At 66.6% G+C, this 25,135-nt stretch carries 21 protein-coding genes; 17 read left to right on the forward strand and 4 right to left on the reverse strand.

The annotated features are described in order from the left end of the window. Positions 1-51 precede the first annotated feature (51 nt). The 4 genes from AC5Y42_RS10330 to AC5Y42_RS10345 all read left to right on the forward strand — a co-directional run bounded on the left by AC5Y42_RS10330 (position 52) and on the right by AC5Y42_RS10345 (position 5,321). Positions 52-2,016, forward strand: a complete 1,965-nt coding sequence (locus tag AC5Y42_RS10330; protein WP_499897863.1) for a 2-oxoacid:acceptor oxidoreductase subunit alpha — start codon at positions 52-54, stop codon at positions 2,014-2,016. Further along, positions 2,013-3,104: a 2-oxoacid:ferredoxin oxidoreductase subunit beta gene (locus tag AC5Y42_RS10335; protein ID WP_499897864.1), complete on the forward strand. Its 1,092-nt coding sequence runs from the start codon at positions 2,013-2,015 to the stop codon at positions 3,102-3,104. Before AC5Y42_RS10330 ends, AC5Y42_RS10335 begins: the two co-directional genes overlap by 4 nt. A 10-nt stretch (positions 3,105-3,114) precedes the next feature. Beyond that, positions 3,115-3,720: a molybdenum cofactor guanylyltransferase gene (gene mobA, locus AC5Y42_RS10340; RefSeq protein WP_499897866.1), complete on the forward strand. Its 606-nt coding sequence runs from the start codon at positions 3,115-3,117 to the stop codon at positions 3,718-3,720. 1,076 nt (positions 3,721-4,796) lie between these two features. Continuing rightward, entirely contained in the window at positions 4,797-5,321 is a 525-nt protein-coding gene (locus AC5Y42_RS10345) for a transglycosylase family protein (RefSeq protein ID WP_499897867.1), read from the forward strand. Positions 5,322-5,370: 49 nt separating this feature from the next. On the opposite strand, the gene AC5Y42_RS10350 is transcribed toward AC5Y42_RS10345, so the two are convergent. Then, on the reverse strand, positions 5,371-6,525 hold the full coding sequence (locus AC5Y42_RS10350; protein WP_499897868.1) for an FAD-dependent oxidoreductase: 1,155 nt from the start codon (positions 6,523-6,525) through the stop codon (positions 5,371-5,373). Positions 6,526-6,628: 103 nt separating this feature from the next. On the opposite strand from AC5Y42_RS10350, the gene AC5Y42_RS10355 reads away from it, so the two are divergent. From AC5Y42_RS10355 to proB, 11 genes are all read left to right on the forward strand, one after another. Next, a complete protein-coding gene (locus AC5Y42_RS10355) occupies positions 6,629-7,885 on the forward strand; it encodes a saccharopine dehydrogenase family protein (protein WP_499897869.1) in 1,257 nt (418 codons plus the stop codon). Positions 7,886-7,973: 88 nt separating this feature from the next. Continuing rightward, positions 7,974-8,549, forward strand: a complete 576-nt coding sequence (locus AC5Y42_RS10360; RefSeq protein ID WP_499897871.1) for a DUF937 domain-containing protein — start codon at positions 7,974-7,976, stop codon at positions 8,547-8,549. 56 nt (positions 8,550-8,605) lie between these two features. Beyond that, complete coding sequence (locus AC5Y42_RS10365) at positions 8,606-11,254, forward strand: valine--tRNA ligase (RefSeq protein WP_499897872.1); 2,649 nt, start codon at positions 8,606-8,608, stop codon at positions 11,252-11,254. Next, positions 11,251-12,651 carry a bifunctional tetrahydrofolate synthase/dihydrofolate synthase gene (gene folC / locus AC5Y42_RS10370; protein WP_499897873.1) on the forward strand — a complete coding sequence of 467 codons (1,401 nt, stop codon included), beginning with the start codon at positions 11,251-11,253 and terminating at the stop codon, positions 12,649-12,651. Before AC5Y42_RS10365 ends, folC begins: the two co-directional genes overlap by 4 nt. A gap of 35 nt (positions 12,652-12,686) precedes the next feature. Then, positions 12,687-13,025 (forward strand): DUF4233 domain-containing protein, encoded by a 339-nt coding sequence (locus AC5Y42_RS10375; RefSeq protein ID WP_499898125.1) that lies wholly within the window; start codon positions 12,687-12,689, stop codon positions 13,023-13,025. A 75-nt stretch (positions 13,026-13,100) separates the two neighbouring features. Beyond that, positions 13,101-13,511 carry a nucleoside-diphosphate kinase gene (gene ndk, locus AC5Y42_RS10380; RefSeq protein ID WP_499897874.1) on the forward strand — a complete coding sequence of 137 codons (411 nt, stop codon included), beginning with the start codon at positions 13,101-13,103 and terminating at the stop codon, positions 13,509-13,511. A gap of 398 nt (positions 13,512-13,909) precedes the next feature. Beyond that, a complete protein-coding gene (rne, locus tag AC5Y42_RS10385; RefSeq protein ID WP_499897875.1) occupies positions 13,910-16,663 on the forward strand; it encodes a ribonuclease E in 2,754 nt (917 codons plus the stop codon). 188 nt (positions 16,664-16,851) lie between these two features. Next, complete coding sequence (gene rplU / locus AC5Y42_RS10390; RefSeq protein ID WP_499897876.1) at positions 16,852-17,163, forward strand: 50S ribosomal protein L21; 312 nt, start codon at positions 16,852-16,854, stop codon at positions 17,161-17,163. Positions 17,164-17,177: 14 nt separating this feature from the next. Next, positions 17,178-17,432 (forward strand): 50S ribosomal protein L27, encoded by a 255-nt coding sequence (rpmA, locus tag AC5Y42_RS10395; RefSeq protein WP_065016721.1) that lies wholly within the window; start codon positions 17,178-17,180, stop codon positions 17,430-17,432. A gap of 78 nt (positions 17,433-17,510) precedes the next feature. Beyond that, complete coding sequence (gene obgE, locus AC5Y42_RS10400; RefSeq protein ID WP_499897877.1) at positions 17,511-18,947, forward strand: GTPase ObgE; 1,437 nt, start codon at positions 17,511-17,513, stop codon at positions 18,945-18,947. Beyond that, positions 18,944-20,041: a glutamate 5-kinase gene (proB, locus tag AC5Y42_RS10405; RefSeq protein ID WP_499897878.1), complete on the forward strand. Its 1,098-nt coding sequence runs from the start codon at positions 18,944-18,946 to the stop codon at positions 20,039-20,041. Before obgE ends, proB begins: the two co-directional genes overlap by 4 nt. 2 nt (positions 20,042-20,043) lie before the next feature. Here the strand turns inward: proB and AC5Y42_RS10410 are convergent, their stop codons facing one another. Next, positions 20,044-20,676, reverse strand: a complete 633-nt coding sequence (locus AC5Y42_RS10410; RefSeq protein ID WP_499897879.1) for a TetR/AcrR family transcriptional regulator — start codon at positions 20,674-20,676, stop codon at positions 20,044-20,046. 57 nt (positions 20,677-20,733) lie between these two features. On the opposite strand from AC5Y42_RS10410, the gene AC5Y42_RS10415 reads away from it, so the two are divergent. Next, positions 20,734-21,993: a cytochrome P450 gene (locus AC5Y42_RS10415; protein ID WP_499897880.1), complete on the forward strand. Its 1,260-nt coding sequence runs from the start codon at positions 20,734-20,736 to the stop codon at positions 21,991-21,993. A gap of 4 nt (positions 21,994-21,997) precedes the next feature. Here AC5Y42_RS10415 and AC5Y42_RS10420 read toward each other — a convergent pair whose 3' ends face one another. After that, a complete protein-coding gene (locus AC5Y42_RS10420) occupies positions 21,998-22,828 on the reverse strand; it encodes a Sir2 family NAD-dependent protein deacetylase (RefSeq protein ID WP_499897881.1) in 831 nt (276 codons plus the stop codon). A 20-nt stretch (positions 22,829-22,848) separates the two neighbouring features. Next, the gene (locus tag AC5Y42_RS10425; RefSeq protein ID WP_499897882.1) at positions 22,849-23,388 is read right to left on the reverse strand and encodes a cysteine hydrolase family protein; all 540 of its coding nucleotides are present in this window, start codon (positions 23,386-23,388) and stop codon (positions 22,849-22,851) included. 538 nt (positions 23,389-23,926) lie between these two features. On the opposite strand from AC5Y42_RS10425, the gene AC5Y42_RS10430 reads away from it, so the two are divergent. After that, entirely contained in the window at positions 23,927-25,132 is a 1,206-nt protein-coding gene (locus AC5Y42_RS10430; protein WP_499897884.1) for a PPE family protein, SVP subgroup, read from the forward strand. Positions 25,133-25,135 lie beyond the last annotated feature (3 nt).

The following is a 25,135-nucleotide window of genomic DNA, read 5'->3' on the forward strand; positions in this document are numbered from 1 at the left end:
TAGCCGCGACGCAGAGTGCCCGTGCGGTAGACAGTGACGGAAGGCGGGGACGTGGGTCCGAACGAGGACGGAGCCAGGTCAGAATCTCATTCAGCAGGCACGGTGGCACCCGAGCGGCAGAAGCTGGAGAAGGTCGTCATCCGTTTCGCCGGCGACTCCGGTGATGGCATGCAGCTGACCGGCGACCGGTTCACCTCCGAGGCGGCGCTTTTCGGTAACGACCTGGCGACCCAGCCCAACTACCCCGCCGAGATTCGGGCACCTCAGGGCACGCTGCCTGGTGTCTCTTCTTTCCAGATTCAGATCGCCGACTACGACATCCTGACCGCGGGTGACCGGCCCGACGTGTTGGTCGCAATGAACCCGGCAGCGCTGAAGGCCAATATCGCCGACCTGCCGCGCGGTGGTGTGGTGATCGCCAACTCCGACGAGTTCACCAAACGCAACCTGGCCAAAGTCGGCTACCAGGACAACCCGCTGGAAAACGGTGAGCTGTCCGACTACGTGGTGCAGCCGGTCGCGATGACCTCACTGACGCTGGGTGCGGTCGAGGCCATCGGGGCGTCCAAGAAGGACGGCCAGCGCGCCAAGAATATGTTCGCGCTGGGGCTGCTCTCGTGGATGTATGGGCGGCCGATCGAGACCAGCGAGCGATTCATCCGGGAGAAGTTCGCCCGCAAACCCGACATCGCCGATGCCAACGTGCTCGCGCTCAAGGCGGGCTGGAACTACGGGGAGACCACCGAGGCGTTCGGCACCACCTACGACGTCTCACCGGCCAAGCTGCCGGCAGGGGAATACCGCCAAATCTCGGGCAACACCGCGCTGGCCTACGGCATCGTCGCGGCGGGGCAGCTCGCCGGCATCACAGTGGTCCTCGGCAGCTACCCGATCACCCCGGCGTCGGACATCCTGCACGAACTGTCCAAGCACAAGAACTTCAATGTCATCACCTTCCAGGCCGAAGACGAGATCGCCGGTATCGGCGCCGCATTGGGCGCCTCGTACGGCGGCGCGCTGGGGGTCACCAGCACCTCGGGACCGGGGCTGTCCCTGAAATCCGAGGCGATCGGTCTCGGCGTGATGACCGAGTTGCCGTTGTTGATCATCGACGTGCAGCGCGGCGGCCCGTCGACGGGCCTGCCCACCAAGACCGAGCAGGCCGACCTGCTGCAAGCCCTTTACGGACGCAACGGCGAGTCTCCGGTCGCCGTACTGGCGCCGCGGTCACCCTCCGACTGCTTCGAGGCGGCTGTCGAGGCGGTGCGCATCGCGGTGTCCTACCACACCCCGGTGATCCTGTTGTCCGATGGCGCGATCGCCAACGGCTCGGAGCCCTGGCGAATCCCCGACATCGATGCCATCGACCCGATCGAGCACACCTTCGCCAAGGCTGATGAGCCGTTCCAGCCCTATGCTCGCGACCCGGAAACCCTGGCCCGCCAATTCGCAGTTCCCGGCACACCGGGCCTGGAGCACCGCATCGGCGGACTGGAAGCGGCCAACGGATCGGGCAACATCTCCTACGAGCCGGCCAACCATGACCTGATGGTCCGGTTGCGCCGGGCCAAGATCGACGGGATCCGGGTTCCCGACTTGGAGGTCGACGATCCCACCGGTGACGCCGAGCTGCTGCTGATCGGCTGGGGCAGTTCGTATGGCCCGATCGGTGAAGCGTGCCGACGTGCGCGTCGCCGGGGCGTCAAGGTTGCGCATGCCCATCTGCGCCACCTCAGCCCGTTTCCGGCCAATCTGGGCGAGGTGCTGCGCCGCTACCCGAAAGTGGTGGCGCCGGAGATGAACCTGGGCCAGCTGGCGCTGCTGCTGCGCGGCAAGTATCTCGTCGACGTGCAGTCGGTGACCAAGGTTGCGGGTATGGCGTTTCTGGCCGACGAGGTCGAGGGGATCATCGATGCTGCCCTGGACGGCACCCTGGGCGAAAAAGAAAGTGACAAAGCCACATTCGCACGGTTGGCGGCGGCTACCGTGGGAAATGGCGTAGGAGCTGACGTATGACTGACCTGATCGGCAATTTGGCGGGCGCAGACCTCGGTGTGACGGAGGCATTGTCCAAGACCAGCGGAGTGCCCACCACCGACCAACCGCAGAAAGCCAAGGACTTCACCAGCGACCAGGAGGTCCGTTGGTGTCCGGGTTGCGGTGACTACGTCATCCTCAACACCATCCGCAACTTCCTGCCCGAGCTCGGGCTGCGACGAGAGAACATCGTCTTCGTCAGCGGTATCGGCTGCTCCAGCCGGTTCCCCTACTACCTGGAAACCTACGGCCTGCACTCCATCCACGGCCGCGCCCCGTCCATCGCGACCGGTCTGGCACTGGCCCGCGACGACCTGTCGGTGTGGGTGGTCACCGGTGACGGCGACGCGTTGTCAATCGGCGGCAACCACTTGATCCACGCGCTGCGCCGGAACGTCAACCTGACCATCCTGCTGTTCAACAACCGGATCTACGGGCTGACCAAGGGCCAGTATTCGCCGACCTCCGAGGAAGGCAAGGTCACCAAGTCCACGCCGATGGGCTCGCTGGACCACCCGTTCAACCCGGTGTCGCTGGCGCTCGGCGCCGAGGCTAGTTTCGTGGGCCGCGCGCTGGACTCGGACCGCAAGGGGCTGTCGGAGGTGTTGCGCGCCGCCGCGGCGCACCGTGGATCCGCGCTGGTCGAGATTTTGCAGGACTGCCCGATCTTCAACGACGGCTCCTTCGACCTGCTGCGCAAAGAAGGCGCTGAGGAGCGGGTCATCAACGTCCGCCACGGCGAGCCGGTCGTCTTCGGCACAAATGGCGAATACTGCGTGGTGCGTTCTGGATTCGGCCTCGAAGTGGCGAAGACCGCCGATGTCAGTGTCAGCGAGATCGTCGTGCACGACGCACACGCGGCCGACTCCGCCTACGCCTTCGCGCTGTCGCGGCTGTCCGACCAAAACCTCGAGCACACGGTGATGGGCATCTTCCGCCAGGTCAACCGGCCTACCTACGACGGCGCCGCCCGCGCGCAGATGACGGCCGCTGCCGAAGCCAGGCCGGCGGACCGCGCCGCCCTGCAGTCGCTGTTGCGCGGCCGCGACACCTGGACCGTCGCCTGACGTGACGGCCATGGCGGCCTCGCTGGCTGGGGTAGTGCTGGCGGGGGGAGCGTCCCGTCGCATGGGCCGCGACAAGGCCACGCTTCCCGTGCCGCAGGCTGTCGGCGGCAGCGGAAAGCCCACCACGATGGTCGAGCACCTGGTTGGCATCGTCAGCCAGCGATGCCAACCGGTTTTCGTCGTCGCAGCACCCGGACAACCGTTGCCGCAGCTATCCGCAGAGGTGGTGCGCGACGAGGTTCGTGGACTGGGCCCGCTGCTCGCGACCGGGCGGGGCCTGCACGCCGCTCTTGAGGCCGGCGCGAAACGCGCATTCGTGTGTGCCGTCGACATGCCCTTTCTGACTGTCGATCTGATCGACACCCTGGCCGGTGGCGCCGAAGAAGTAGACGCCGAGGTGGTGTTGCCCTGGGACGGTCGCGACCACTATCTGGCCGCCGTTTACCGCACCGACCTGGCCGAGCGGGTCGACGTGTTGGTGGCCGCCGGCGAGCGCAGGATGCGCGCTTTGGTCGACGGCGCCGACACCCAGCGGATCGTGCTGCCGCCTTCGCGGTCGTTGACCAACGTCAACTCCGCGGACGATCTGCGCACGCTTTCAGCCTCCGCGCCCTAACCGCGACGAGCGAGGTCGTCGCGAATTGACGATCGATAAACGCGGTGAAATTTATCAATTTCCAAGCGGACGATTGTGATAAGTGTCAGCTTCATAAAAGTCATTAATTCCTCGTTTATCCGCTGCGGTCGTCGAATTTCTTGTTTCTATTTTGACACGGGCTTGATCATCGGCGCGCTGCGGTTAGCCGAATTTCGAACTCCGTTGGGGCAGAACGGATTACGCTAGCAAGGTCGATGTTGACCACGCCGCTCACGTGGCGACGTTATAAGTTAGGCAATAATTTTCCGACCTGAGCTGCGGCATGATGCGGCTGAGTATGGGAAGGCGGACAGCGTCCCACCTACTTGATAATGGTTGTGAAAGCGTTGGCAGTCAACGTGTTTGACGAGCCATGACGACACCATGGACTCGCTGCGGCGGTAGATGCGCAGTACCGTGGCGACATCGATCGTACTGAAATACACTGTCGCGCTTGTATTTCGACACAAAGTCCGCAAATAGCGCGATATCCTCAACCCTCGTGATGTGATCTCTCTGGTCCATCCCGCGGAATCGAAATCCGGTCTAGCACCTGAATAATCACTCCTGTAACACGCCGTGGTGCGTTGGCTCTGCCGATCACCCGTCCAGACGTGGGTGAAGGACGTGGTGCAGTTCACAATATTGCCGTGATTTGGCTCACGACAACGCAGTTATCGCCCGCTGCCGACGTATACGCAAAAGCCTTACGTGACCAGGGAAGACAATTATCTGAGTCGCTGTGATTTGGCCGTTATCGAACCGAGATAGCCGGCGTGTCGAAGATGACGAATTCAATCTCGTCTCGTACGGTCCGTGTCGGCCCTGAAGACATGGGCAACACAAAATCGAATCCACGGACCCGCGTGTGAGCGGGGCTGCGGACGACACTGTCGCCCCGCAGCCGCCGGGCCATTAGGCCCGCCGGGCAGATCGTGCCCCCGCTGTCGTGCCTGAACGAGACGGCACGTTCCGAAGCTGCAATCCCGCCTGTACAGGCATCCGGCCCACATCTGTGGGCTTGCTTTGGCGCGCGCACCGCGAAAGGAACGATATTGAACTACGTCCGCAAGACGCTGACTCTGGCGGCGCTCACCGGAGTGCTTGCCACCGCGCCGATTGCCACCGCCTACGCGGATGACGTCGACCTCAACGCACCGGTCGGCCCCGTGAACGTGGAGGACGTGGCGTTTGACGACGCGCCGGCCGCGCCGGCTCCGCCGGAAGACTTGCCGCCGGCACCGGAGGACCTGCCACCGGCACCGGAATTTATGCCGCCGCCTCCTTGGGCGCCACCCGCTCCGGAGCCTGAGCCGGCTCCTGAGGAGGCTCCCGCTCCTGTGCAGGCGTACAGCGTGAACTGGGATGCGATCGCGGCATGTGAGTCCGGTGGCAACTGGGCGATCAGCACCGGCAACGGCTACTCGGGTGGCCTGCAGTTCACCCCGAGCACGTGGCGGGCCAACGGTGGTTCCGGATCGGCCGCCGGCGCCAGCCGTGAGGAGCAGATCCGGGTGGCCGAGAACGTCCTGCATTCGCAGGGCATTGGCGCCTGGCCGGTCTGCGGCCGACGCGGCTGACCTGAAGCTGTAAAAGACGGTGCCGGGCCCACGGGCCCGGCACCGTTGTCTATGCGGGTGCGGGTACCGCGAACGCCGAGCGGGCTGCAACGGACGCCAGGTGACGGGTCAGCGCCGCCTCCGGGACCAGCACGCTGGCCCGGGCTGCGGCCGCGCTCAGGAACGCCGGACGCAGGTTGACGACATTGCCGATGAATGCCGACTCACGAACCAAAGACATGACCCGCCGCCTGCGGAAGTCCACGAACCGGGCAAACGCGATTGGCAAGTCGGCGCCTCGATCGACAAAAGCGGCCAGGATCGCGGCGTCTTCCAATCCTTGGCAGCCACCCTGGCCCAGGTGCGGCCGCATGGGATGGGCCGCATCGCCGACCAGCACCATGGGGCCCCGCGCCCAGTGCCGGGCCGGGGTGCGGTCGTAAAGGTCGTTGCGCAATACATCGGTTGGCGGCGTGGCCGCCAGCATGCTTCCGACGGGCTTGGGCCAGCCGGCGAGCTTTGCTTGTAGGTAAGCCAGCTCTCCGCCGGACGCCCGCTGCCCCTCGGGCGCGCGTTCGGTGGCAAACCAATATGTTTGATCCGACCCCATCGGGACGTGGCCGGTTTCGATGCCGGGGCCGAGTGTCTCCCCGGCCAGCTCCGGATCCATGGCGTAGCCGGCGACTCCTCGCCATGCGGTGTAGCCGACATAACGGTGGCTCAGCGCACCGTTGAGGTGGCGGGCCACCACTGAGTAGGTCCCGTCGGCGCCGATCACTGCGTCGGCCGCGCGGACCGTGCCGTCCGACAACTCGACCCGCACGCCGTCGGCGCCCGCAACGAGCCCGGTGGCGGCCAACCCGTATTCCACACTGCCTGGCGCCAGCGCTCCGGCAAGGATGTCGCGCAGCGCCGAACGGTGCACCACTACCAAGGGCTCACCGAGCGCCCTGACGATCCGTTCGGGGGTCGGGTGGCGCAGCCACGAGCCGTCGCGCCAGCGCATGGCACCCGCAGTGATCCGGCCGCCGGCCTCGCGGACGGCGTCGCCGAGGCCGATGTGGTCCAGCGCGGCCAGCGCGTTGGGCCAAATGCTGATTCCGGCCCCTGTCGAGGTGTCGGTGCGCTCTTCAATCACGGTGACGTCGCGACCGCATCGCTGCAGCGCCACCGCAGTTGCCAGTCCCGCGATGCCCGCGCCGACCACAACGATCTGCTGCGCCATGGGCCGAACCTAACCCGGCGACGATGTGGGCCGCGGGGCGGGCCGAGCACGTGCCAACGGACAGCAGTGAGCTGCCCCAAATCCCCGGAGTAGCGTCGGCGCCGTGACGGGAACACAGCGCGAATTCGACATTGTGGTGTACGGGGCGACCGGCTTTGTGGGGAAGCTCACCGCTGAATACCTCGCCCGCGCCGGCGGCGACGCGCGTATCGCGCTGGCCGGCCGGTCCGCCGAAAAATTGGCCCGGGCGCGCGACAGCCTGGGCGCCGCGGCGCAGTCCTGGCCGCTGGTGGAGGCCGACGCGTCGGCGCCGTCGACGCTGGATGCGATGGCTGCCCGCACGCAAGTGGTGATCACCACGGTGGGCCCCTATACCCGCTACGGGTTGCCGCTGGTGGCCGCCTGCGCCGCGGCCGGCACCGACTACGCCGACCTGACCGGTGAGGCGATGTTCGTGCGCGACAGCATCGACCAATACCACAAGCAGGCCGCCGACACTGGTGCGCGCATCGTGCACGCGTGCGGATTCGACTCCATCCCTTCAGATCTGACCGCTTACGCGCTGTACCGCAAGGTCAGCGAGGACGGCACCGGCGAGTTGGGCGACACCAGCTTTGTACTGCGCCGCTTCGCCGGCGGGGTCTCCGGCGGCACCGCCGCGTCGATGCTGGAAGTGTTCGACACCTCCTCCAGCGACCCCGAGGCCCGTCGACAGCTCAACGACCCCTACACGTTGAGCACCGATCGTGCGGCCGAGCCAGAGTTGGGTCCTCAACCAGATCTGCGCTGGCGCCGCGGCCGCGACATCGCACCCGAGCTGGCCGGTGTCTGGACCGCGGGCTTCGCGATGGCGCCGTACAACACCCGAATTGTGCGCCGCAGCAATGCATTACTGGACTGGGCGTACGGCAGTAAGTTCCGCTACAGCGAAACGATGAGCATGGGTTCGTCGATTGCGGCCCCGGTAGCCTCAGCGCTGTTCACCGGTGTCAGCATCGGGACGTTCGGCTTGGCCAGCCGCTACTTCCGGTTGCTGCCGCGCCGACTGGTGCAGCGACTGGTGCCCAAAGCGGGCACCGGTCCCAGCGAGACAGCCCGTGAAAACGGCCACTACTGCGCCGAGACCTACACGACCACCACGACCGGCGCGCGATATCGGGCCACGATCGCCCAGCAGGGCGATCCCGGATATAAGGCGACGTCGGTGCTGCTCGGCGAGTGCGGCTTGGCGCTCGCATTGGACCGTGACAAGCTTTCCGATCTGCATGGCGTCCTCACGCCGGCGGCCGCCATGGGGGATGCCTTGCTGGCGCGGTTCCCGGCCGCGGGTGTGTCGCTGGACACCGTGCGGTTGGCCTGATCGGCCCGTCGAATCGCTGTCCAGCAACGTCCGCTCGGTTTAGTGTCATCACGACTTACCCGATCCCAGCAACGTTAGGTGGACGGACATGGCCGGCCTTGACGATCTTTTCGCCCAGATCCCCACCCGGGATATTGCCGCCCAACTCGACGTCGACGAGTCTGACGTCACCAGCGCGGTTCACCTGCTGGTGCCGGTACTGGTCGGCGGATTGCACCAAAGCGCTCAAGATCCCGACCATGCGTCCGCAATAGAGTCTGCGGCCAGCGACCACGCCGCCCGGGGACTGTTGGATACCGGGATCAGCGTGGACCAGGTGGACCAAGCCGATGGCCAGAAGGCGATCGCCAAAATTTTCGGCGGCAACGACCCGGACCGCGTGGCATCGGCCCTATCGGGCGCCGGCACCGGAGACAACGAGTTGTTCGGCAAGCTGCTGCCGATCCTGGCGCCGATCGTGCTGGCCTACATCGGTAAACAAATGACCGGCGGCAAGACGGCGCCCGCGGGGCAGGAGGACGCCGGCGGGGGGCTCAACGAGGTGCTGGGCAGCATCCTGAGCGGAATGTCGGGCAGCAACAAATCCCTGAGCAGCGTCTTGGGCAACGTTTTGGGCAGCAAAGCGGGCGAGATCCTCGGCGGATTGTTCGGCGGCAAGAAGTAACGCACCGCACAAGGGCGGCGGTCGGCGTGGGAGCGGCGCCTTCCTAGAATTGAGCGGTGACCGCCAGCCCTACACCCCCCATCAACACCCGGGGCGAAGCCCTGCCCAAGTCGTGGGAGCCGGGCGCGGTCGAGGACGCGATCTACCAGCATTGGGTGGACGCCGGATACTTCACCGCAGACGCGACCAGCGCCAAACCCGGTTATTCGATCGTGCTGCCGCCGCCCAACGTCACCGGCGAGCTGCACATGGGCCATGCGCTCGACCACACCCTGATGGATGTCCTGACCCGCCGCAAGCGGATGCAGGGCTATGAGGTGCTGTGGCTGCCGGGCATGGACCACGCCGGCATCGCCACCCAGATCGTGGTGGAAAAGCAGCTCGCCGTCGACGGCAAGACCAAAGAGGACTTCGGCCGCGAGCTGTTCGTCGACAAAGTGTGGGACTGGAAGCATGACTCCGGTGGCACGATCGGCGCCCAGATGCGCCGGCTCGGTGACGGCGTGGACTGGAGCCGCGACCGGTTCACCATGGACGACGGCCTGTCGCGGGCGGTGCGGACCATGTTCAAACGGCTCTACGATGCCGGGTTGATCTATCAGGCCGAGCGGCTGGTCAACTGGTCGCCGGAGTTGGAAACCGCGATCAGCGACCTCGAAGTCCGATACGACGACGTCGAAGGCGAACTGGTGTCGTTTCGCTACGGGGCGCTGGACGGGCCGCACATCGTGGTCGCCACCACCCGGGTCGAGACGATGCTGGGCGACACCGCCATCGCGGTGCATCCCGACGACGAGCGCTACCGGGACCTGGTTGGTGCCACGCTGCCGCACCCATTCGTTGACCGGCAGCTCGTCGTCGTCGCCGACAAGCACGTCGACCCCGAATTCGGCACCGGCGCAGTCAAAGTCACACCGGCGCACGATCCGAACGACTTTGAGATCGGTGTGCGACACCAACTGCCGATGCTCACGATCATGGACAGCAAGGGCCGGATCGCGGACACCGGAACACAATTCGACGGGATGGACCGGTTCGACGCTCGGGTTGCCGTGCGTGAGGCGCTGGCGGAGCAGGGCAGGATCGTGGCTGAGAAGCGCCCCTACCTGCACAGCGTCGGGCATTCCGAACGCACCGGCGAACCGATCGAACCCCGACTCTCCCTGCAGTGGTGGGTCAGGGTGGAATCACTGGCCAAAGCCGCCGGCGACGCAGTGCGCAACGGCGACACCGTGATTCACCCGGCCAGCCTGGAGCCTCGCTGGTTCGGCTGGGTCGACGACATGCACGACTGGTGTATTTCGCGACAACTGTGGTGGGGCCACCGCATCCCGATCTGGCACGGACCCAGCGGCGAACAGGTGTGCGTCGGCCCCGACGAGACGCCGCCCGACGGCTGGCAGCAGGACCATGACGTCCTGGACACCTGGTTCTCCTCGGCGCTGTGGCCGTTTTCCACCATGGGTTGGCCAGACCGCACGCCAGAGTTGGAAAAATTCTACCCCACAAGCGTTTTGGTAACCGGATACGACATCCTGTTCTTCTGGGTGGCCCGGATGATGATGTTCGGCACGTTCGTCGGCGCCGACGACGCCATCACCCTGCAGGGACGTCGCGGACCGCAGGTGCCGTTCACGGACGTGTTTTTGCACGGCCTGATCCGCGACGAGTTCGGTCGCAAGATGAGCAAGTCGAAGGGCAATGGCATCGATCCGCTGGACTGGGTGGACAAGTTCGGCGCCGACGCGCTGCGGTTCACCCTGGCCCGCGGCGCCAGCCCCGGCGGGGATTTGTCCCTCGGCGAAGACCACGTGCGGGCGTCGCGCAATTTCGGCACCAAGCTGTTCAACGCCACTCGCTTTGCACTGCTCAACGGCGCGGCGCTGGCGCCGCTGCCCGAGTCCGACAACCTGACCGACGCCGATCGCTGGATTCTGGGCCGGCTGGAAGAGGTGCGGGCCGAAGTCGATTCAGCGTTCGACCGATACGAATTCAGCCGGGCCTGCGAGTCGCTCTACCACTTCACCTGGGACGAATTCTGCGACTGGTACGTCGAACTGGCCAAGACGCAGTTGTCCGCCGGGCTGGAGCACACCAACGCGGTGCTGGCCGTCGTGCTGGACACGCTGCTGCGGCTGCTGCATCCGGTGATCCCGTTCATCACCGAGACGCTGTGGCAAGCGCTGACCAGTCGAGAATCGCTGGTGATCGCCGACTGGCCGCAATCGTCCGGGATCACACTCGATCCGATTGCCGCGCAACAGATTACCGATATGCAGAAATTGGTGACCGAGGTCCGCCGGTTTCGCAGCGATCAAGGTTTGGCCGACCGGCAGAAGGTGCCCGCCCGGTTGTCGGGAATCGGCGGCCTGGACGGTCAAGTGCCCGCGGTGACGTCGCTGGCGTGGTTGACCGAGCCCGGTACCGATTTCAGCCCATCGGCCTCCGTCGAGGTCCGGCTCAGCAGTTCCACCGTGGTGGTCGAGCTCGACACCTCGGGCACCATCGACGTCGAGGCCGAACGTCGGCGCCTGGAAAAGGACCTGGCCGCCGCTCACAAAGAATTGGCCGGCACCAGCGCCAAGCTCGACAACGCCGCCTTCCTGGCCAAGGCGCCCGCGGCCGTCGTCGACAAGATCCGCGACCGCCGGCGAGTGGCCCGCGAAGAAGTCGATCGAATCACCAGCCGCCTGGCCGCGATGTGAGCGCACCACCCACACCCGACGAGATCGCGTCGCTGCTGCAGGTCGAACACCTGCTCGACCAGCGCTGGCCGGAAACCAAAATCGAGCCCAGCTTGACGCGGATCAGTGCGCTGATGGACCTGCTCGGATCGCCCCAACTCAGCTATCCGTCGATCCATATCGCGGGCACCAACGGCAAGACCTCGGTGGCGAGGATGGTCGATGCGCTGCTGACCGCGCTGCACCGGCGCACCGGCCGCACCACCAGCCCGCATCTGCAGTCGGCGATCGAGCGCATCGCCATCGACGGCACGCCGATCAGCCCGGCGCAGTACGTGGCGACCTACCGTGAGATCGAGCCGTTTGTGCAGATGATCGATCAGCAGTCGCAGTCCGGGGGCGGCCCGGCAATGAGCAAATTCGAAGTCCTCACCGCCATGGCGTTCGCTGCGTTCGCCGATGCGCCGGTCGATGTCGGCGTGATCGAGGTCGGGCTGGGCGGCCGCTGGGACGCCACCAACGTGATCAACGCACCGGTGGCCGTCATCACCCCGATCAGCATCGACCACGTCGAATATCTCGGGGAGGACATCGCCGGGATCGCCGGCGAGAAGGCGGGCATCATCACCAAAACTGAAGCCGGCGCGCGGGACACCGTCGCGGTCATCGCCCGGCAGGTCCCCGAAGCCATGGAGGTGCTGTTGGCGCAAACGGTGCGCGCCGACGCCGCCGTGGCCCGCGAGGACTCGGAATTCGCGGTGCTGAGCCGCCAGGTGGCCGTCGGCGGGCAGCTACTCGAGCTGCAGGGCCTGGGTGGGGTGTACTCCGACCTCCACCTGCCGCTACACGGCGAGCACCAGGCCCACAACGCGGTGGTGGCATTGGCCGCGGTCGAGGCGTTCTTCGGTGCCGGCAAGGACCGTCAGCTCGACGTCGACGCGGTGCGGGCCGGATTCGCCGCCGTCACCAGTCCGGGCCGGTTGGAACGCATGCGCAGCGCGCCGACCGTGTTCATCGACGCCGCGCACAATCCCGCCGGGGCGGCCGCGCTGGCCCAAACTTTGGCCGACGAGTTCGACTTCCAGTTCCTGGTCGGGGTGGTCAGCGTGCTGGCCGACAAGGACGTCGACGGCATCCTGGCCGCGCTGGAGCCGGTCCTGCATCGAATCGTGGTGACTCACAACGGATCCCCGCGAGCACTGGACGTCGAAACGCTGACGTTGGCCGCGCAGCAGCGCTTCGGCCCCGACCGCGTCGACACTGGCGAGAACCTGTCCGACGCTATCGAGATCGCGACTGCGCTGGTGGACGAGGCGGGCGCCGACAACGATGCGTTCTCCGGAACCGGAATCGTCGTCACCGGGTCGGTGGTCACCGCCGGCGCAGCCCGCACGTTGTTCGGTCGTGATCCAGCGTGACCGCACCCGACCCGTGGAAGAGCTTTCGCGGCGTGATGGCCGGCACGCTGATCCTGGAGGCGATCGTGGTGCTGCTGGCGCTGCCAGTCGTCGGCGCGGTCGGCGGCGGCCTCACCCCGTTCGCATTGGGATATCTGATCGGTCTGGCGGTGCTCTTGGTGCTGTTGGCAGGGCTGCAGGGACGGCCGTGGGCCATCTGGGTGAACCTGGCCGCGCAGCTGGTGCTCATCGCCGGCTTCCTGGTGTACCCCGGTATCGGGTTCATCGGGCTGGTATTCGGCGGCGTGTGGGCGCTGATCGCGTATTTCCGCGCCGAGGTTTTGCGCCGCCAGCAACGCGGCATGTTGCCCGGCCAGCGCCAACCGCCGGATTGAGCAGCCGGTACGCTTGTCCGCCGTGACCCGCGCCAGCGACGATGCAGTGCGCACCCATGACGAGGAGCGGCGCTTATGACTGAGCGGACTTTGCTGTTGATCAAGCCCGACGGGGTGCAGCGGCGGCTGGTGGGCGAGATCCTGGGCCGAATCGAGCGCAAAGGTCTGACGATCGCGGCGCTGGAACTGCGCGACGTCGGCGCGGCCCTGGCCCGCGACCACTATGCGGAGCATGAGGGCAAACCGTTTTTCGAATCCCTGCTGGAATTCATCACGTCGGGCGGGGTGGTCGCGGCCATCGTGGAGGGGCCGCGAGCCGTCGCGGCGGTGCGGCAACTCGCCGGCGGCACCGATCCGGTGGAGAAGGCCGCGCCTGGCACCATCCGCGGCGATTTCGGGCTGGAAACCCAGTTCAACCTGGTGCACGGCTCGGATTCGGTGGAGTCGGCCGAACGCGAGATCGCGCTCTGGTTCGCCGAGCGCTAGCCCGGCTCGACGCCGAGACTGCGCTGAGGGCGTCGGTCTCCGCAGATTTGCACCCTGGACGCGGCTCGACGCGCTGGCCGCAGGCTCGGCAGCCGCCGGGTGGGTCGTTAGTCGGCGCACTTGGTCCGTCTCGAGCCGACCGTATGGGATACTGGAGGACGGGTGAACGTCGCCGGACCGGCGTCCGAAGCCCGAATGAAGACTTAGACAAGCGCGACCACCGCGATCCGTGGTGCGGCGCCGAGTGTCCAGCCATCATTCAGACCGGCGCCGGGTGGGTTCCATACGAGCCGCTCGGGGCGAGACCATCACAAGCCCGGGAGAAGTGACCCGGGTACATAGCGAAGCCCTCGCGTGGCCGCGTCTGCCCGACGCGCCCGGGGGCTTGAGGAGATTACGTGATAGACGATGCCCCATCCTCAGACCTTCCAGAAGACGCGTCCCGGCACGAGGAGTTACCCGACCGGCTGAGGGTCCATTCGCTGGCCCGGGCGCTGGGTACCACCAGCAGGCGAGTGCTCGACGCGCTCACCGAACTCGACGGGCGGATCCGCAGCGCGCATTCCAGCGTGGATCGCGTCGACGCGGTCCGGGTGCGCGACCTGCTGGCCGCTGCACACCCGGTGGAGGCAGTGGCGGCCAAGACCGCCGAATCAGACGAACCCGAATCCCGGCTCATGCTCGAGACGACGGCCGAGCGTCCCGAATACATGCCGCTGTTCGTCGCGCCGCAGCCGATCGACAAGGCCGCCGGCGACGACTCCGGTGACGAGGACGACGCCGAAGACGACGACGAAGACAGTGACGACGAACAGACCGATCGTCCGGCCAACCGGCGACGCCGTCGTGGCCGGCGCGGTCGTGGCCGCGGTCGCGGCGAGCAAGGACCGGACAACCGCGGCCAGTCCGACGACGCCGATGCCGAACAGGATTCGGCTGCTACCGACGGTGGCGAGTCGGACGACGCTGACGACGGCGACGACGAGAACGGCTCGACGGAAGCCGGCAGCCGGCGCCGCCGGCGCCGTCGTCGTCGCAAGACCGGTTCGTCAGACGACGCCGACGACAGCCCCTCGCCGGACGATCCACCCAACACCGTGGTGCACGAGCGCGCCCCGCGCGCCAACAAAAGCAGCGACGACAGCGGCACCTCCGAAATCCAGGGCATCAACGGGTCGACTCGGTTGGAGGCCAAACGGCAGCGTCGCCGCGACGGCCGCGACGCCGGCCGCCGCCGGCCCCCCGTGCTCAGCGAGGCCGAGTTCCTGGCCCGTCGCGAGGCCGTCGAACGGGTGATGGTGGTGCGCGACAAGGTCCGCACCGAACCGCCGCACCCCGGCGCCCGCTACACCCAAATCGCCGTGCTCGAGGACGGCATCGTCGTCGAACATTTCGTCACCAGTGCGGCCTCGGCTTCGCTGGTGGGCAATATCTATCTGGGCATCGTGCAAAACGTGCTGCCGTCGATGGAGGCGGCGTTCGTCGACATCGGTCGCGGCCGCAACGGCGTGCTCTACGCCGGTGAGGTGAACTGGGAAGCCGCCGGCCTGGGCGGGGCCAACCGCAAGATCGAGCAGGCCCTCAAACCCGGCGACTACGTCGTGGTGCAGGTCAGCAAGGATCCGGTCGGGCACAAGGGTGCGCGGTTGACCACCCAGGTGTCGCTGCCGGGGCGTTACCTGGTGTACGTGCCGGGCGCGTCGTCGACCGGGATCAGCCGCAAGCTGCCCGACACCGAACGTCAGCGGCTCAAGGAGATCCTGCGGGAGGTGGTGCCGCCCGACGCCGGCGTGATCATCCGCACCGCCTCCGAAGGCGTCAAAGAAGACGACATCCGCGCGGACGTCAACCGTCTGCAGGAACGCTGGACGCAGATCGAAGCCACCGCCACCGAGACCAAGGAGAAAGCCGCCGGCGCCGCCGTCGCGCTCTACGAAGAGCCCGACGTGCTGGTCAAGGTCATCCGCGACCTGTTCAACGAAGACTTCGCCGAACTGATCGTCTCCGGTGACGAAGCCTGGGAAACCATCAACGACTACGTGAATTCCGTTGCACCCGAACTAGTTTCGAAGCTGAACAAATATGAGAGCGCCGCCGGCCCGGACGGCGGGACCGGACCCGACGTGTTCGCCGTGCACCGCATCGACGAGCAACTGGCCAAGGCGATGGACCGCAAGGTCTGGCTGCCCTCGGGCGGCACGCTGGTGATCGACCGCACCGAGGCCATGACCGTCGTCGACGTCAACACCGGCAAGTTCACCGGTTCGGGTGGCAACCTCGAGCAGACGGTCACCAAGAACAACCTGGAAGCCGCCGAGGAGATCGTCCGCCAGCTGCGGCTGCGCGATATCGGCGGGATTGTCGTCATCGACTTCATCGACATGGTTCTGGAGTCCAACCGCGACCTGGTGCTGCGCCGGCTGACCGAAGCGCTGGCCCGGGACCGCACCCGCCACCAGGTGTCCGAGGTGACGTCGCTGGGTCTGGTGCAGCTCACCCGCAAGCGGCTGGGCACCGGGCTGGTCGAGGCGTTCTCGACCACCTGCCCGCACTGCACTGGCCGCGGCATCACGCTGCACGCCGATCCCGTCGACTCCAGCTCGGGGACCGGGCGCAAATCGGAGGGCGGCCGACGCGGACGGCGCTCCAAGAAGAACAAGACCGAGGACGCCGCGGTGGCCAAGGTGCCCGCACACGCGCCCGGCGAGCACCCGATGTTCAAGGCGATGGCCGCGGCCAACGGCCGCCACGACGAGGACGCCGACGACTCCGAGCTCACCGATGAAGCAGCCGGCGAAGGCCGAGAAGACGCCGACGAGCCGGTCGAAGAGCAGGTCGCCAGCGAGGTCGCCGAGGAAGATTTGGACGACGGCGACTTCGAGGACACCGACGAGGACACCGACGAAGACGACGACGATGACGACGAAGTCGAACTCGACGACGACGAAGACATCGAAGACGAGGACCTCGACGACGACGGAGACGACGACGAAGCAGAAGAGGATCTCGACCTCGACGAGGACCTCGATGTCGGCGCCGACCAGGAGTCCAGCGAACCGGATGCCTCCGGCACCAGCGCGCCGGCTGCCGAGCGACCCCGCCGGCGGCGGGCCGCGGCACGGCCGGCCGGCCCACCGACGCACGAGGACTAGCGCGGCGATCGCAAGCGGGGCGTAGCCGCGCGCTGCGGGTCGCCGCAGTTGAACCCGCCCGGTTTGACCCCTTAGTCGCTGGTCAAGTACCCTGGACCAGTTGTCGCCAGGCCTGACAGGCCGGCGCTCCCCGACCACTGCGCATCTTTGGATAGCGCGCGCCTGAAGAAGAAGAGGTAGACGTAACGATGGCGACCTACGCAATCGTCAAGACCGGCGGTAAGCAGTACAAGGTCGCGGTCGGAGACGTCGTCAAGGTCGAAAAGCTCGACTCCGAGCCCGGCGCGAACGTGTCGCTGCCGGTCGCCCTGGTCGTCGACGGAGCCACGGTCACCACTGACGCCAGCGCCCTGGCCAAGGTCGCCGTGACCGGGGAGGTCCTCGAGCACACCAAGGGACCCAAGATCCGTATCCACAAGTTCAAGAACAAGACCGGCTACCACAAGCGTCAGGGTCATCGTCAGCAGCTGACGGTCCTGAAGGTCACCGGCATCAAGTAGCAGGAGACCACACCATGGCACACAAGAAGGGCGCTTCAAGCTCACGCAACGGTCGCGATTCCGCCGCCCAGCGGCTCGGCGTCAAGCGGTTCGGTGGTCAGGTCGTCAAGGCCGGTGAGATCCTGGTTCGCCAGCGCGGCACGCATTTCCACCCCGGCGTCAACGTCGGCCGCGGCGGCGACGACACGCTGTTCGCCAAGGCGGCCGGTGCCGTCGAGTTCGGCGTCAAGCGCGGCCGCAAGATGGTCAACATCGTCCCGGAGGCCTAAAGCTTCGCGAGCGTAACGGTGCGGCGGCCTCGCGAGTATTTTTCCGCCCTGACGTTACATTCGGAGGAGTGGTAAGCGATGGCTCGGTTTGTCGATCGCGTCGTCATCCACGTGCGGGCAGGCTCTGGCGGTAACGGCTGCGCCTCCGTACATCGCGAGAAATTCAAGCCGCTCGGCGGTCCCGACGGCGGCAACGGCGGCCGGGGCGGCAGCGTCGTGCTTGTTGTCGACCCGCAAGTGCACACCTTGCTGGACTTCCACTTCCGCCCGCATGTCGTTGCGCCTTCGGGCAGGCAGGGCATGGGGGGCCACCGCGACGGTGCGGCCGGCGCGGATCTGGAAGTCAAGGTTCCCGACGGCACCGTCGTGCTCGACGAGCGTGGCCAGTTGCTGGCCGATTTAGTCGGCGCCGGCAGCCGCTTTGAGGCCGCTGCCGGTGGACGTGGCGGGCTGGGCAATGCGGCGCTGGCGTCACGGGCCCGCAAGGCGCCGGGATTTGCGCTACTCGGTGAGAAGGGGCAGGTCCACGACCTCACGCTGGAGCTCAAGACCGTTGCCGACGTCGGCCTGATCGGGTTTCCGTCAGCCGGCAAATCGTCTCTGGTGTCGACGATTTCGGCGGCCAAGCCCAAGATCGCCGACTATCCGTTCACCACCCTGGTGCCCAATCTCGGGGTGGTCTCGGCGGGGGAGCGCACGTTCACTGTCGCCGACGTACCCGGACTGATCCCGGGCGCCTCGCAGGGCCGCGGTTTGGGGCTGGACTTTCTGCGGCACATCGAGCGGTGCGCGGTGCTGGTACACGTCGTCGACTGCGCCACCGCCGAGCCGGGCCGCGACCCGATCTCTGACATCGACGCGCTGGAAGCCGAGCTGACCGCGTATACGCCGACGTTACAAGGGGATTCGACACTTGGCGACCTTGCCGAACGGCCTCGGGCGGTCGTCCTCAACAAGATCGACGTGCCGGAGGCCCGCGAACTGGCCGAGTTCGTCCACGATGACATCGCCGAACGCGGCTGGCCCGTCTTCACGGTGTCGACCGTGGCCCGGGAGGGTCTGCAGCCGTTGATATTCGCACTGTCTGAGATGGTTGCGGAGTATCAGGCCGCGCAGCCGGTGTTGGCGCCGCGACGCCCGGTGATCCGCCCGATCCCGGTCGACGAAGCCGGCTTCACCGTGGCGTCCGACGGTGAGGGCGGGTTTGTGGTGCGTGGCGCGCGGCCCGAACGCTGGATTACCCAGACCAACTTCGACAACGACGAGGCGGTCGGCTATCTGGGTGACCGGTTGGCGCGGCTGGGCGTCGAGGACGAGCTGCTGCGGTTGGGCGCGCAACCGGGTTGCGCAGTCACGATCGGCGAGATGACCTTCGACTGGGAGCCCCAAACCCCCGCCGGGGTCGACGTCGCACTGTCCGGCCGCGGTACCGACGCACGCCTGGAGCACACCGAGCGCGTCGGCGCCGCCGAACGCAAAGCGGCCCGCCGCCGACGTCGCGAGCACGACTCATGACCGCGCGCGAGGCCGTCCGCGGCGCGCGCCGCGTCGTGGTCAAAATCGGCACTACCGCGTTGACCACCTCGACAGGGGTGTTCGACGCCGGACGACTGGCCGGCCTCGCCGAGGCTATCGAGGCGCGCATGAAAGCGGGCTCCGACGTGGTCATCGTCTCCTCCGGAGCTATTGCCGCAGGCATCGAACCGCTTGGATTACACCGCCGGCCAACAGATTTGGCGACCAAGCAGGCAGCGGCCAGCGTGGGGCAGGTGGCGCTGGTGAACTCGTGGAGCGCGGCGTTCGCTCGCTATCAGCGCGCAGTCGGGCAGGTCCTGCTGACCGCGCACGACATTTCGATGCGGGTGCAGCACACCAACGCTCAGCGCACTTTGGATCGGCTGCGGGCGCTACATGCCGTGGCCATCGTCAACGAGAACGACACGGTGGCCACCAACGAGATTCGGTTCGGTGACAACGACCGGCTTTCGGCACTGGTGGCCCATCTGGTCGGTGCCGACGCGCTGGTGCTGCTCTCCGACATCGACGGGCTCTACGACTCCGATCCGCGGAAAGGTTCGGCGTCCTTCATCACCGAAGTCTGCGGGCCCGCCGATCTCGATGGCGTGGTGGCCGGCCAGAGCAGCCATTTGGGCACCGGTGGTATGGCATCGAAGGTGTCCTCGGCGCTGCTGGCCGCCGATGCGGGCGTGCCGGTGCTGTTGGCCGCCGCCGCCGACGCCGCGACCGCGCTGGGAGACGCCTCGGTGGGCACCGTGTTCGCCGCGCGGTCGCAGCGGATGTCGGCGCGCCGGTTCTGGGTGCGCTACGCCGCCGACTCGGCCGGTTCGCTGACTCTGGACGAGGGCGCGGTGCGCGCGGTCGTGGAGCAGCGCCGTTCGCTGCTGCCCGCGGGTATCACCGCGCTGTCGGGCCGGTTTCACGGTGGCGACGTCATCGAACTGCGCGGCCCGGATTCGGTCATGGTGGCCCGCGGCGTCGTCGCCTACGACGCAGCGGAACTGAGCACGATGATCGGCCGGTCGACCTCCGAGTTGCCCGCCGAATTGCGCCGGCCGGCCGTACACGCCGACGATCTGGTTGCCGTGTAGCGCTACGGAATTGGCTCCAGATACAGCGCGCTCCATACGATTTCGGTCAATGCGGTGGCCAAATCGGCATCGTTGGTGGACGGGGTGCCCGGAAGATTCTGCTGGCAGCTCCGCTCGACCATCCAGGTCAGCGCACTGGCTGTGGTGGCCGCCGGCAGCGCGCGGCGGATAGACCCGGCGGCCTGGCCATCCTCGATGACCCGGGTCACTCGCGCCGAAATACCGGTCAGCTGATCGCGGTACGCCGCGTTCACCAACGGGTCGTAGGCCGCCATCTCATTGAGCGCCACCAACAGTGGTTGATGACGGCGATAGCTGGCGATGATGGCCGTCATCGCGGCCCGGACGTCGCCGGGATCGTGGCGCCACGCCACGCTCCACCAGCGTTCGGCGGCGTCGGCAAGGTCACCGAACACCTGCCCGGCGAGCCGGCGCACGAGATCGCCCTTGTCCTCGAAGTAGATGTAGAAGCTGGCCCGCGAGATCCCGGCCTCGCCGGACAACCGGTCCACGGACAGTTCGGTGAAGCTGGCACCATCGCGCATCAGCCGCTCGGTGGCGTCCAGCAGCCGGCGCTCGATGTGCTGGCGCCGTTCCTGCCGCTTGGCCTGCGGTTTTCGAGTCACTGACGGCATGGGCTGAAGTGTAACCGACATCTTGACTAGACAACATGTCTAAATTATGTTGCTGTGATGACCGCAACACCCGCACCCATCCGCAGCTACGACCCGATCGACTTGTCCTCGCGGGCATTCTGGGCCACCACCGCCGCCGACCGGGAGCGCTCTTTCGCCGTGCTGCGGGCCGAACGGCCGGTGAGCTGGCATCCGCCGGTCGAAGACGCGATGCTCAATGACCCCGACGACCCCGGTTATTGGGCGATCACCCGGCACGCCGACATCGTCACGGTGAGCCGCACCAACGAGGTGTTCTTGTCCGGCAAGGGCGTGATGTTCGAGAACTTTCCCGAAGAGTTGCTTGAAAGCACGCAGTCCTTCCTGGCCATGGACCCGCCCCGGCACACCAAGCTGCGCAAGCTGGCCAGTGCCGCGTTCACCCCGCGGCAGGTCAGGCGCATCGAGGACTCGATCAAAGCCGCCGCCAAGACCATCGTCGAGGAATTGCGGGCCGCCGGCAGTGGCGCCGACTTCGTCGAGCACTGCGCCAAGGAACTGCCGCTGCGCACGCTGTCGGACATGATGGGCATCCCGGATGCCGAGCGCGAGCAGGTCGCGCATCACGCCGATGCCCTGGTGTCGATCAACGATCCGGTCTATCTCGACGGCCGCAACCCGATGCAGGTCATGTTCGAAGGCGTGACGTATCTGCATCAAGTCGCCGGCAGGCTGGCCGCCGAGCGACGCGAACACCCCGGCGACGACCTGTTCAGCAGCCTGGTGAACGCCGAGGTCGACGGTGACCGGCTGACCGACGCCGACGTGGCCGCGTTCTTCGTGTTGCTCGCCGTGGCCGGCAACGACACCACCCGGCAGACCACCAGCCATGCCCTCAAGGCACTCACCGACTTCCCGGAGCAGCGAGCGTGGCTGCTGGAGGACTTCGACAACCGCATCGGCATGGCTGTCGAGGAATTCATCCGCTACGCCACGCCGGTGATGACCTTCCGGCGTACGGCGGCAACCGATTACGAGTTGGGCGGCCAGACCATCCGGGCCGGCGAGAAGGTGGCGATGTTCTATGCCTCCGGCAACTGGGACGACACCGTGTTCGACCATCCCGAGCGCTTCGACTTGAGCCGAGACCCCAACCCGCACGTCGGTTTTGGCGGCGGCGGGCAACACTACTGCCTGGGTACCCATGTGGCCCGAGCGCAATTGCGCGCCATCTTCGGCGAATTGCTCCGACAGCTGCCGGATTTCGCGGCCGGAACGCCGGACTATCTGGCGGGCAACTTCATCCACGGCATCCGTCGCATGCCCTGCACGTTCTGATGCGTTAAAGCACAGTGCTCGGCATCAGCTCGGCGGCCAGCAGTGTCAACAACTCCGAGCAGCCGCCGTCGACTTTGACCGCGGCCAGATCGTCGCCGCGGGTGGCTCCTCGGTTGACGATGGCGATCGGGACCCCGCGCGCGGCGGCGTGCCGCACGAAGCGGTAGCCGGAGAAAACCGTCAGCGACGATCCGGCCACCAACAGCGCGTCGGCGCCGTCGAGTAGTGAATACGCCTGGGAAACGCGGTCTTTCGGTACATTTTCGCCGAAGTAGACGATGTCGGGCTTGAGCATGCCCCCGCAACAGCAATCGATGTAGCGAAAGGAATCGGTGTCGACGACGACGGCGTCCGCGTCGGGAGCCACCGCCAATCCACCGACTGACTCGGTCCGCTCGACAAAGCCCGGGTTGAGTGCCTCCAGCGTGTCGGCCAGCGCCGCCCGGCTCAGGGTTTGCCCGCAGCTCAGGCACACCACCTGGGCATAGCTGCCGTGCAGATTGATCACGACCGCGCTACCGGCCTTGGTGTGCAGCAAGTCGACATTTTGGGTGATCACCCCGGTTACCACGCCGGCCCGCTCCAGCGCGGCCAGCGCCCGATGCCCCGCGTTGGGCAGGGTGGTGTCCATGTGCCGCCAACCGACGTGGTTGCGGGCCCAATAGCGCTGCCGAAACTTCGGGTCGCCGACGAACTGGCGGATCGTCATCGGATTGCTGGGCGGGGAATCTGGCCCGCGGTAGTCGGGGATACCCGAATCGGTGGACAGCCCTGCGCCCGTCAACACCGCCACACGGCGACCGGCCAGCACCGCGACCAGCTCGGGGGTTTCCACCCGTCCGACACTACGTCCGATCAGCCCAGGCAGTCCGCGGCCGAAGTCAACTCGGCATCCATATTCGATTCCATCATCTTCAGCGCCGCCGCACCCAACTCGGCGTCGATGTGCGCCACGGTGTCGGTGGGTAACACGACTGGGATGTGGCGCACGAACGCGTCCAGCGCGCTGTAGAGGATGCATTGCTCGGCGACCTGCCCGGTAAGGATCAACCTCTTGGTGCCCAGCCGGCTGAGCAGATACTCCAGCGGAGAGGCGTAGAAGACGCTGTGCCGGACTTTGGTCACCATGCGGCAGCCCGGGCGCGGCAGGATCGGTTCCACCAGATCCCGGCGGGCCCCGTTGAGCGCCGAGTCGACGATGTCGGAGAACTCCGCGGTGAAATCACCGTAGTTGTCGTTGACATAGACAAGGTCGACGTCGTCGCGCTCGCGCACCCGCCGAATCAGGTCGGCCAGCGGCTCGATGATTTTTTCCACATTCGGGGTCAGCAGTTCGGCGTCGGGATGCTCATAGCTGTTCAGCATGTCGACGACGAGCACGGCGGTGTCGCTCATGAGGTCTTGATACCCCGTGGACAACCATTGACACCGGTCGGGGGAAACGTCTCGGCCTTTTAGGATCAGCCAGATCGAAACTCGTGGCGACCTTTGCCCAGGTTGCTCGCCGGCCGGCAACCTGCAATTCACCTCGGCGACACGTACATCTACCACGCAGGTTGTTCACAGGCCACCGTCAGCCGAACCACGCACACAGTTTGCTGGCGAGGCGAGTTCGTGCGTCGGCTTCGGTGGCTGCTGCCAGTCGGCGGGTCATCACCTCACGTATGGTCCGGTTGACTGCAGTTGTCGCGTGCTTGCCTCTCCGAACCGTGCGGTTGAGCGGATTGGTTGCCGCAGAAGGAAACTCGACCGCCTTAGCTGGATGGAGCTTGGTAGTCGCGAAGCCCTGACATCCGGAGGGATTGTCGCTCGCATCGCGAACGCGGACGCAGACGCGTGCCGCAATTTCGCGGCGCTCGCGCAAGTTTTTGTGCCGAACTGTTTGCAACCGGCGCCATCGGGTCTCACGACATGGCTGAGAAGGGGAATGCTGATGCTGGATTTCGGGGCGCTGCCTCCCGAGGTCAACTCGACCAGGATGTACGCCGGTGCAGGCTCGGGCCCGATGATGGCCGCCGCTTCGGCGTGGGATGCCCTCGCCGTCCAGTTGGAATCGGTTTCGCGCGGTTACGAGGCGACGATCTCGGGATTGCTCGGCGACGGCTGGTCGGGAACTGCATCGAACGCGATGGCCGATGCGGCCGCGCCGTATGTGGCCTGGATGACGACAGCGGGGGCGAAGGCGGAGGAGGCGGCCAGTCGGGCCCGGGCGGCGGCGGCCGCCTACGAGACCGCGTTCGCCGCAACGGTGCCGCCGGCGCTCGTCACCGCAAACCGCACGCAGTTGACGAACCTGGTCGCAACCAACATCTTCGGGCAAAACACCACACAGATCGCGGCCACCGAGGCCTCCTATGCCGAGATGTGGGCGCAGGATGCCGGCGCGATGTACGGCTATGCCGCGTCCTCGTCGACGGCGGCGATGCTGACGCCGTTCAGCGAGCCGCCGCAGACCACAAACCTCGCGGGCCAATCGAACCAGGCAACTGCGGTAGCGCACGCGATGGCCAACTCGACCGCCACCCGGTCTCAGGCCACCTTGTCGCAATTCATGTCGGCGGTTCCGCAGCAGCTGCAAGGCCTCGGATCCGGAGCTTCGGGAGTGTCGACCAGCGCTTCGGCGCTGGCGGCAGCATCGCCGATCCTCAACGGATTCAGTGCCTTCAACACGCTCACCGGTCCGTTAAGCCTCGGGGCGGGCCTGAGTCGCACATTCACGTCGGCGGGAAGCTTCGCGACTGGGGCTCTCCGTGCGCAGATCCAAGCGGCCGGCGACCTGCCCGTCGCGGCGACTCAGGGCGTCACCGTCGGGGCCAAGTCGTTGGCCTCAGACGCCGTTCGCAGCGCGGTGCTTGCCAATATGGGTCGCGCGGCGCCAATCGGCGGGTTGTCGGTCCCGCAGAGCTGGGCTTCGGCGACACCGGTGGCCAGTGCCGTCGAAGAGCCACTGTGGATGTCGGAAATGGATCTCGGAAGTGTCGCGTCGTTGGAGGAGACCGCGGCGACGGGGACGGCCGCCGGGGCTCCGGTTGCCGGCGTAGGCCCGATGGCGGGCATGTTGGCGCGTCACTCGGTCAGCAGTGTCTTGAAAGTCGCGCCGCGCCGCTTCAAGATGCCCCGTCCATCCATCGGCGGATAAGTG

This window comes from Mycobacterium sp. NGS48 (assembly GCF_059812585.1).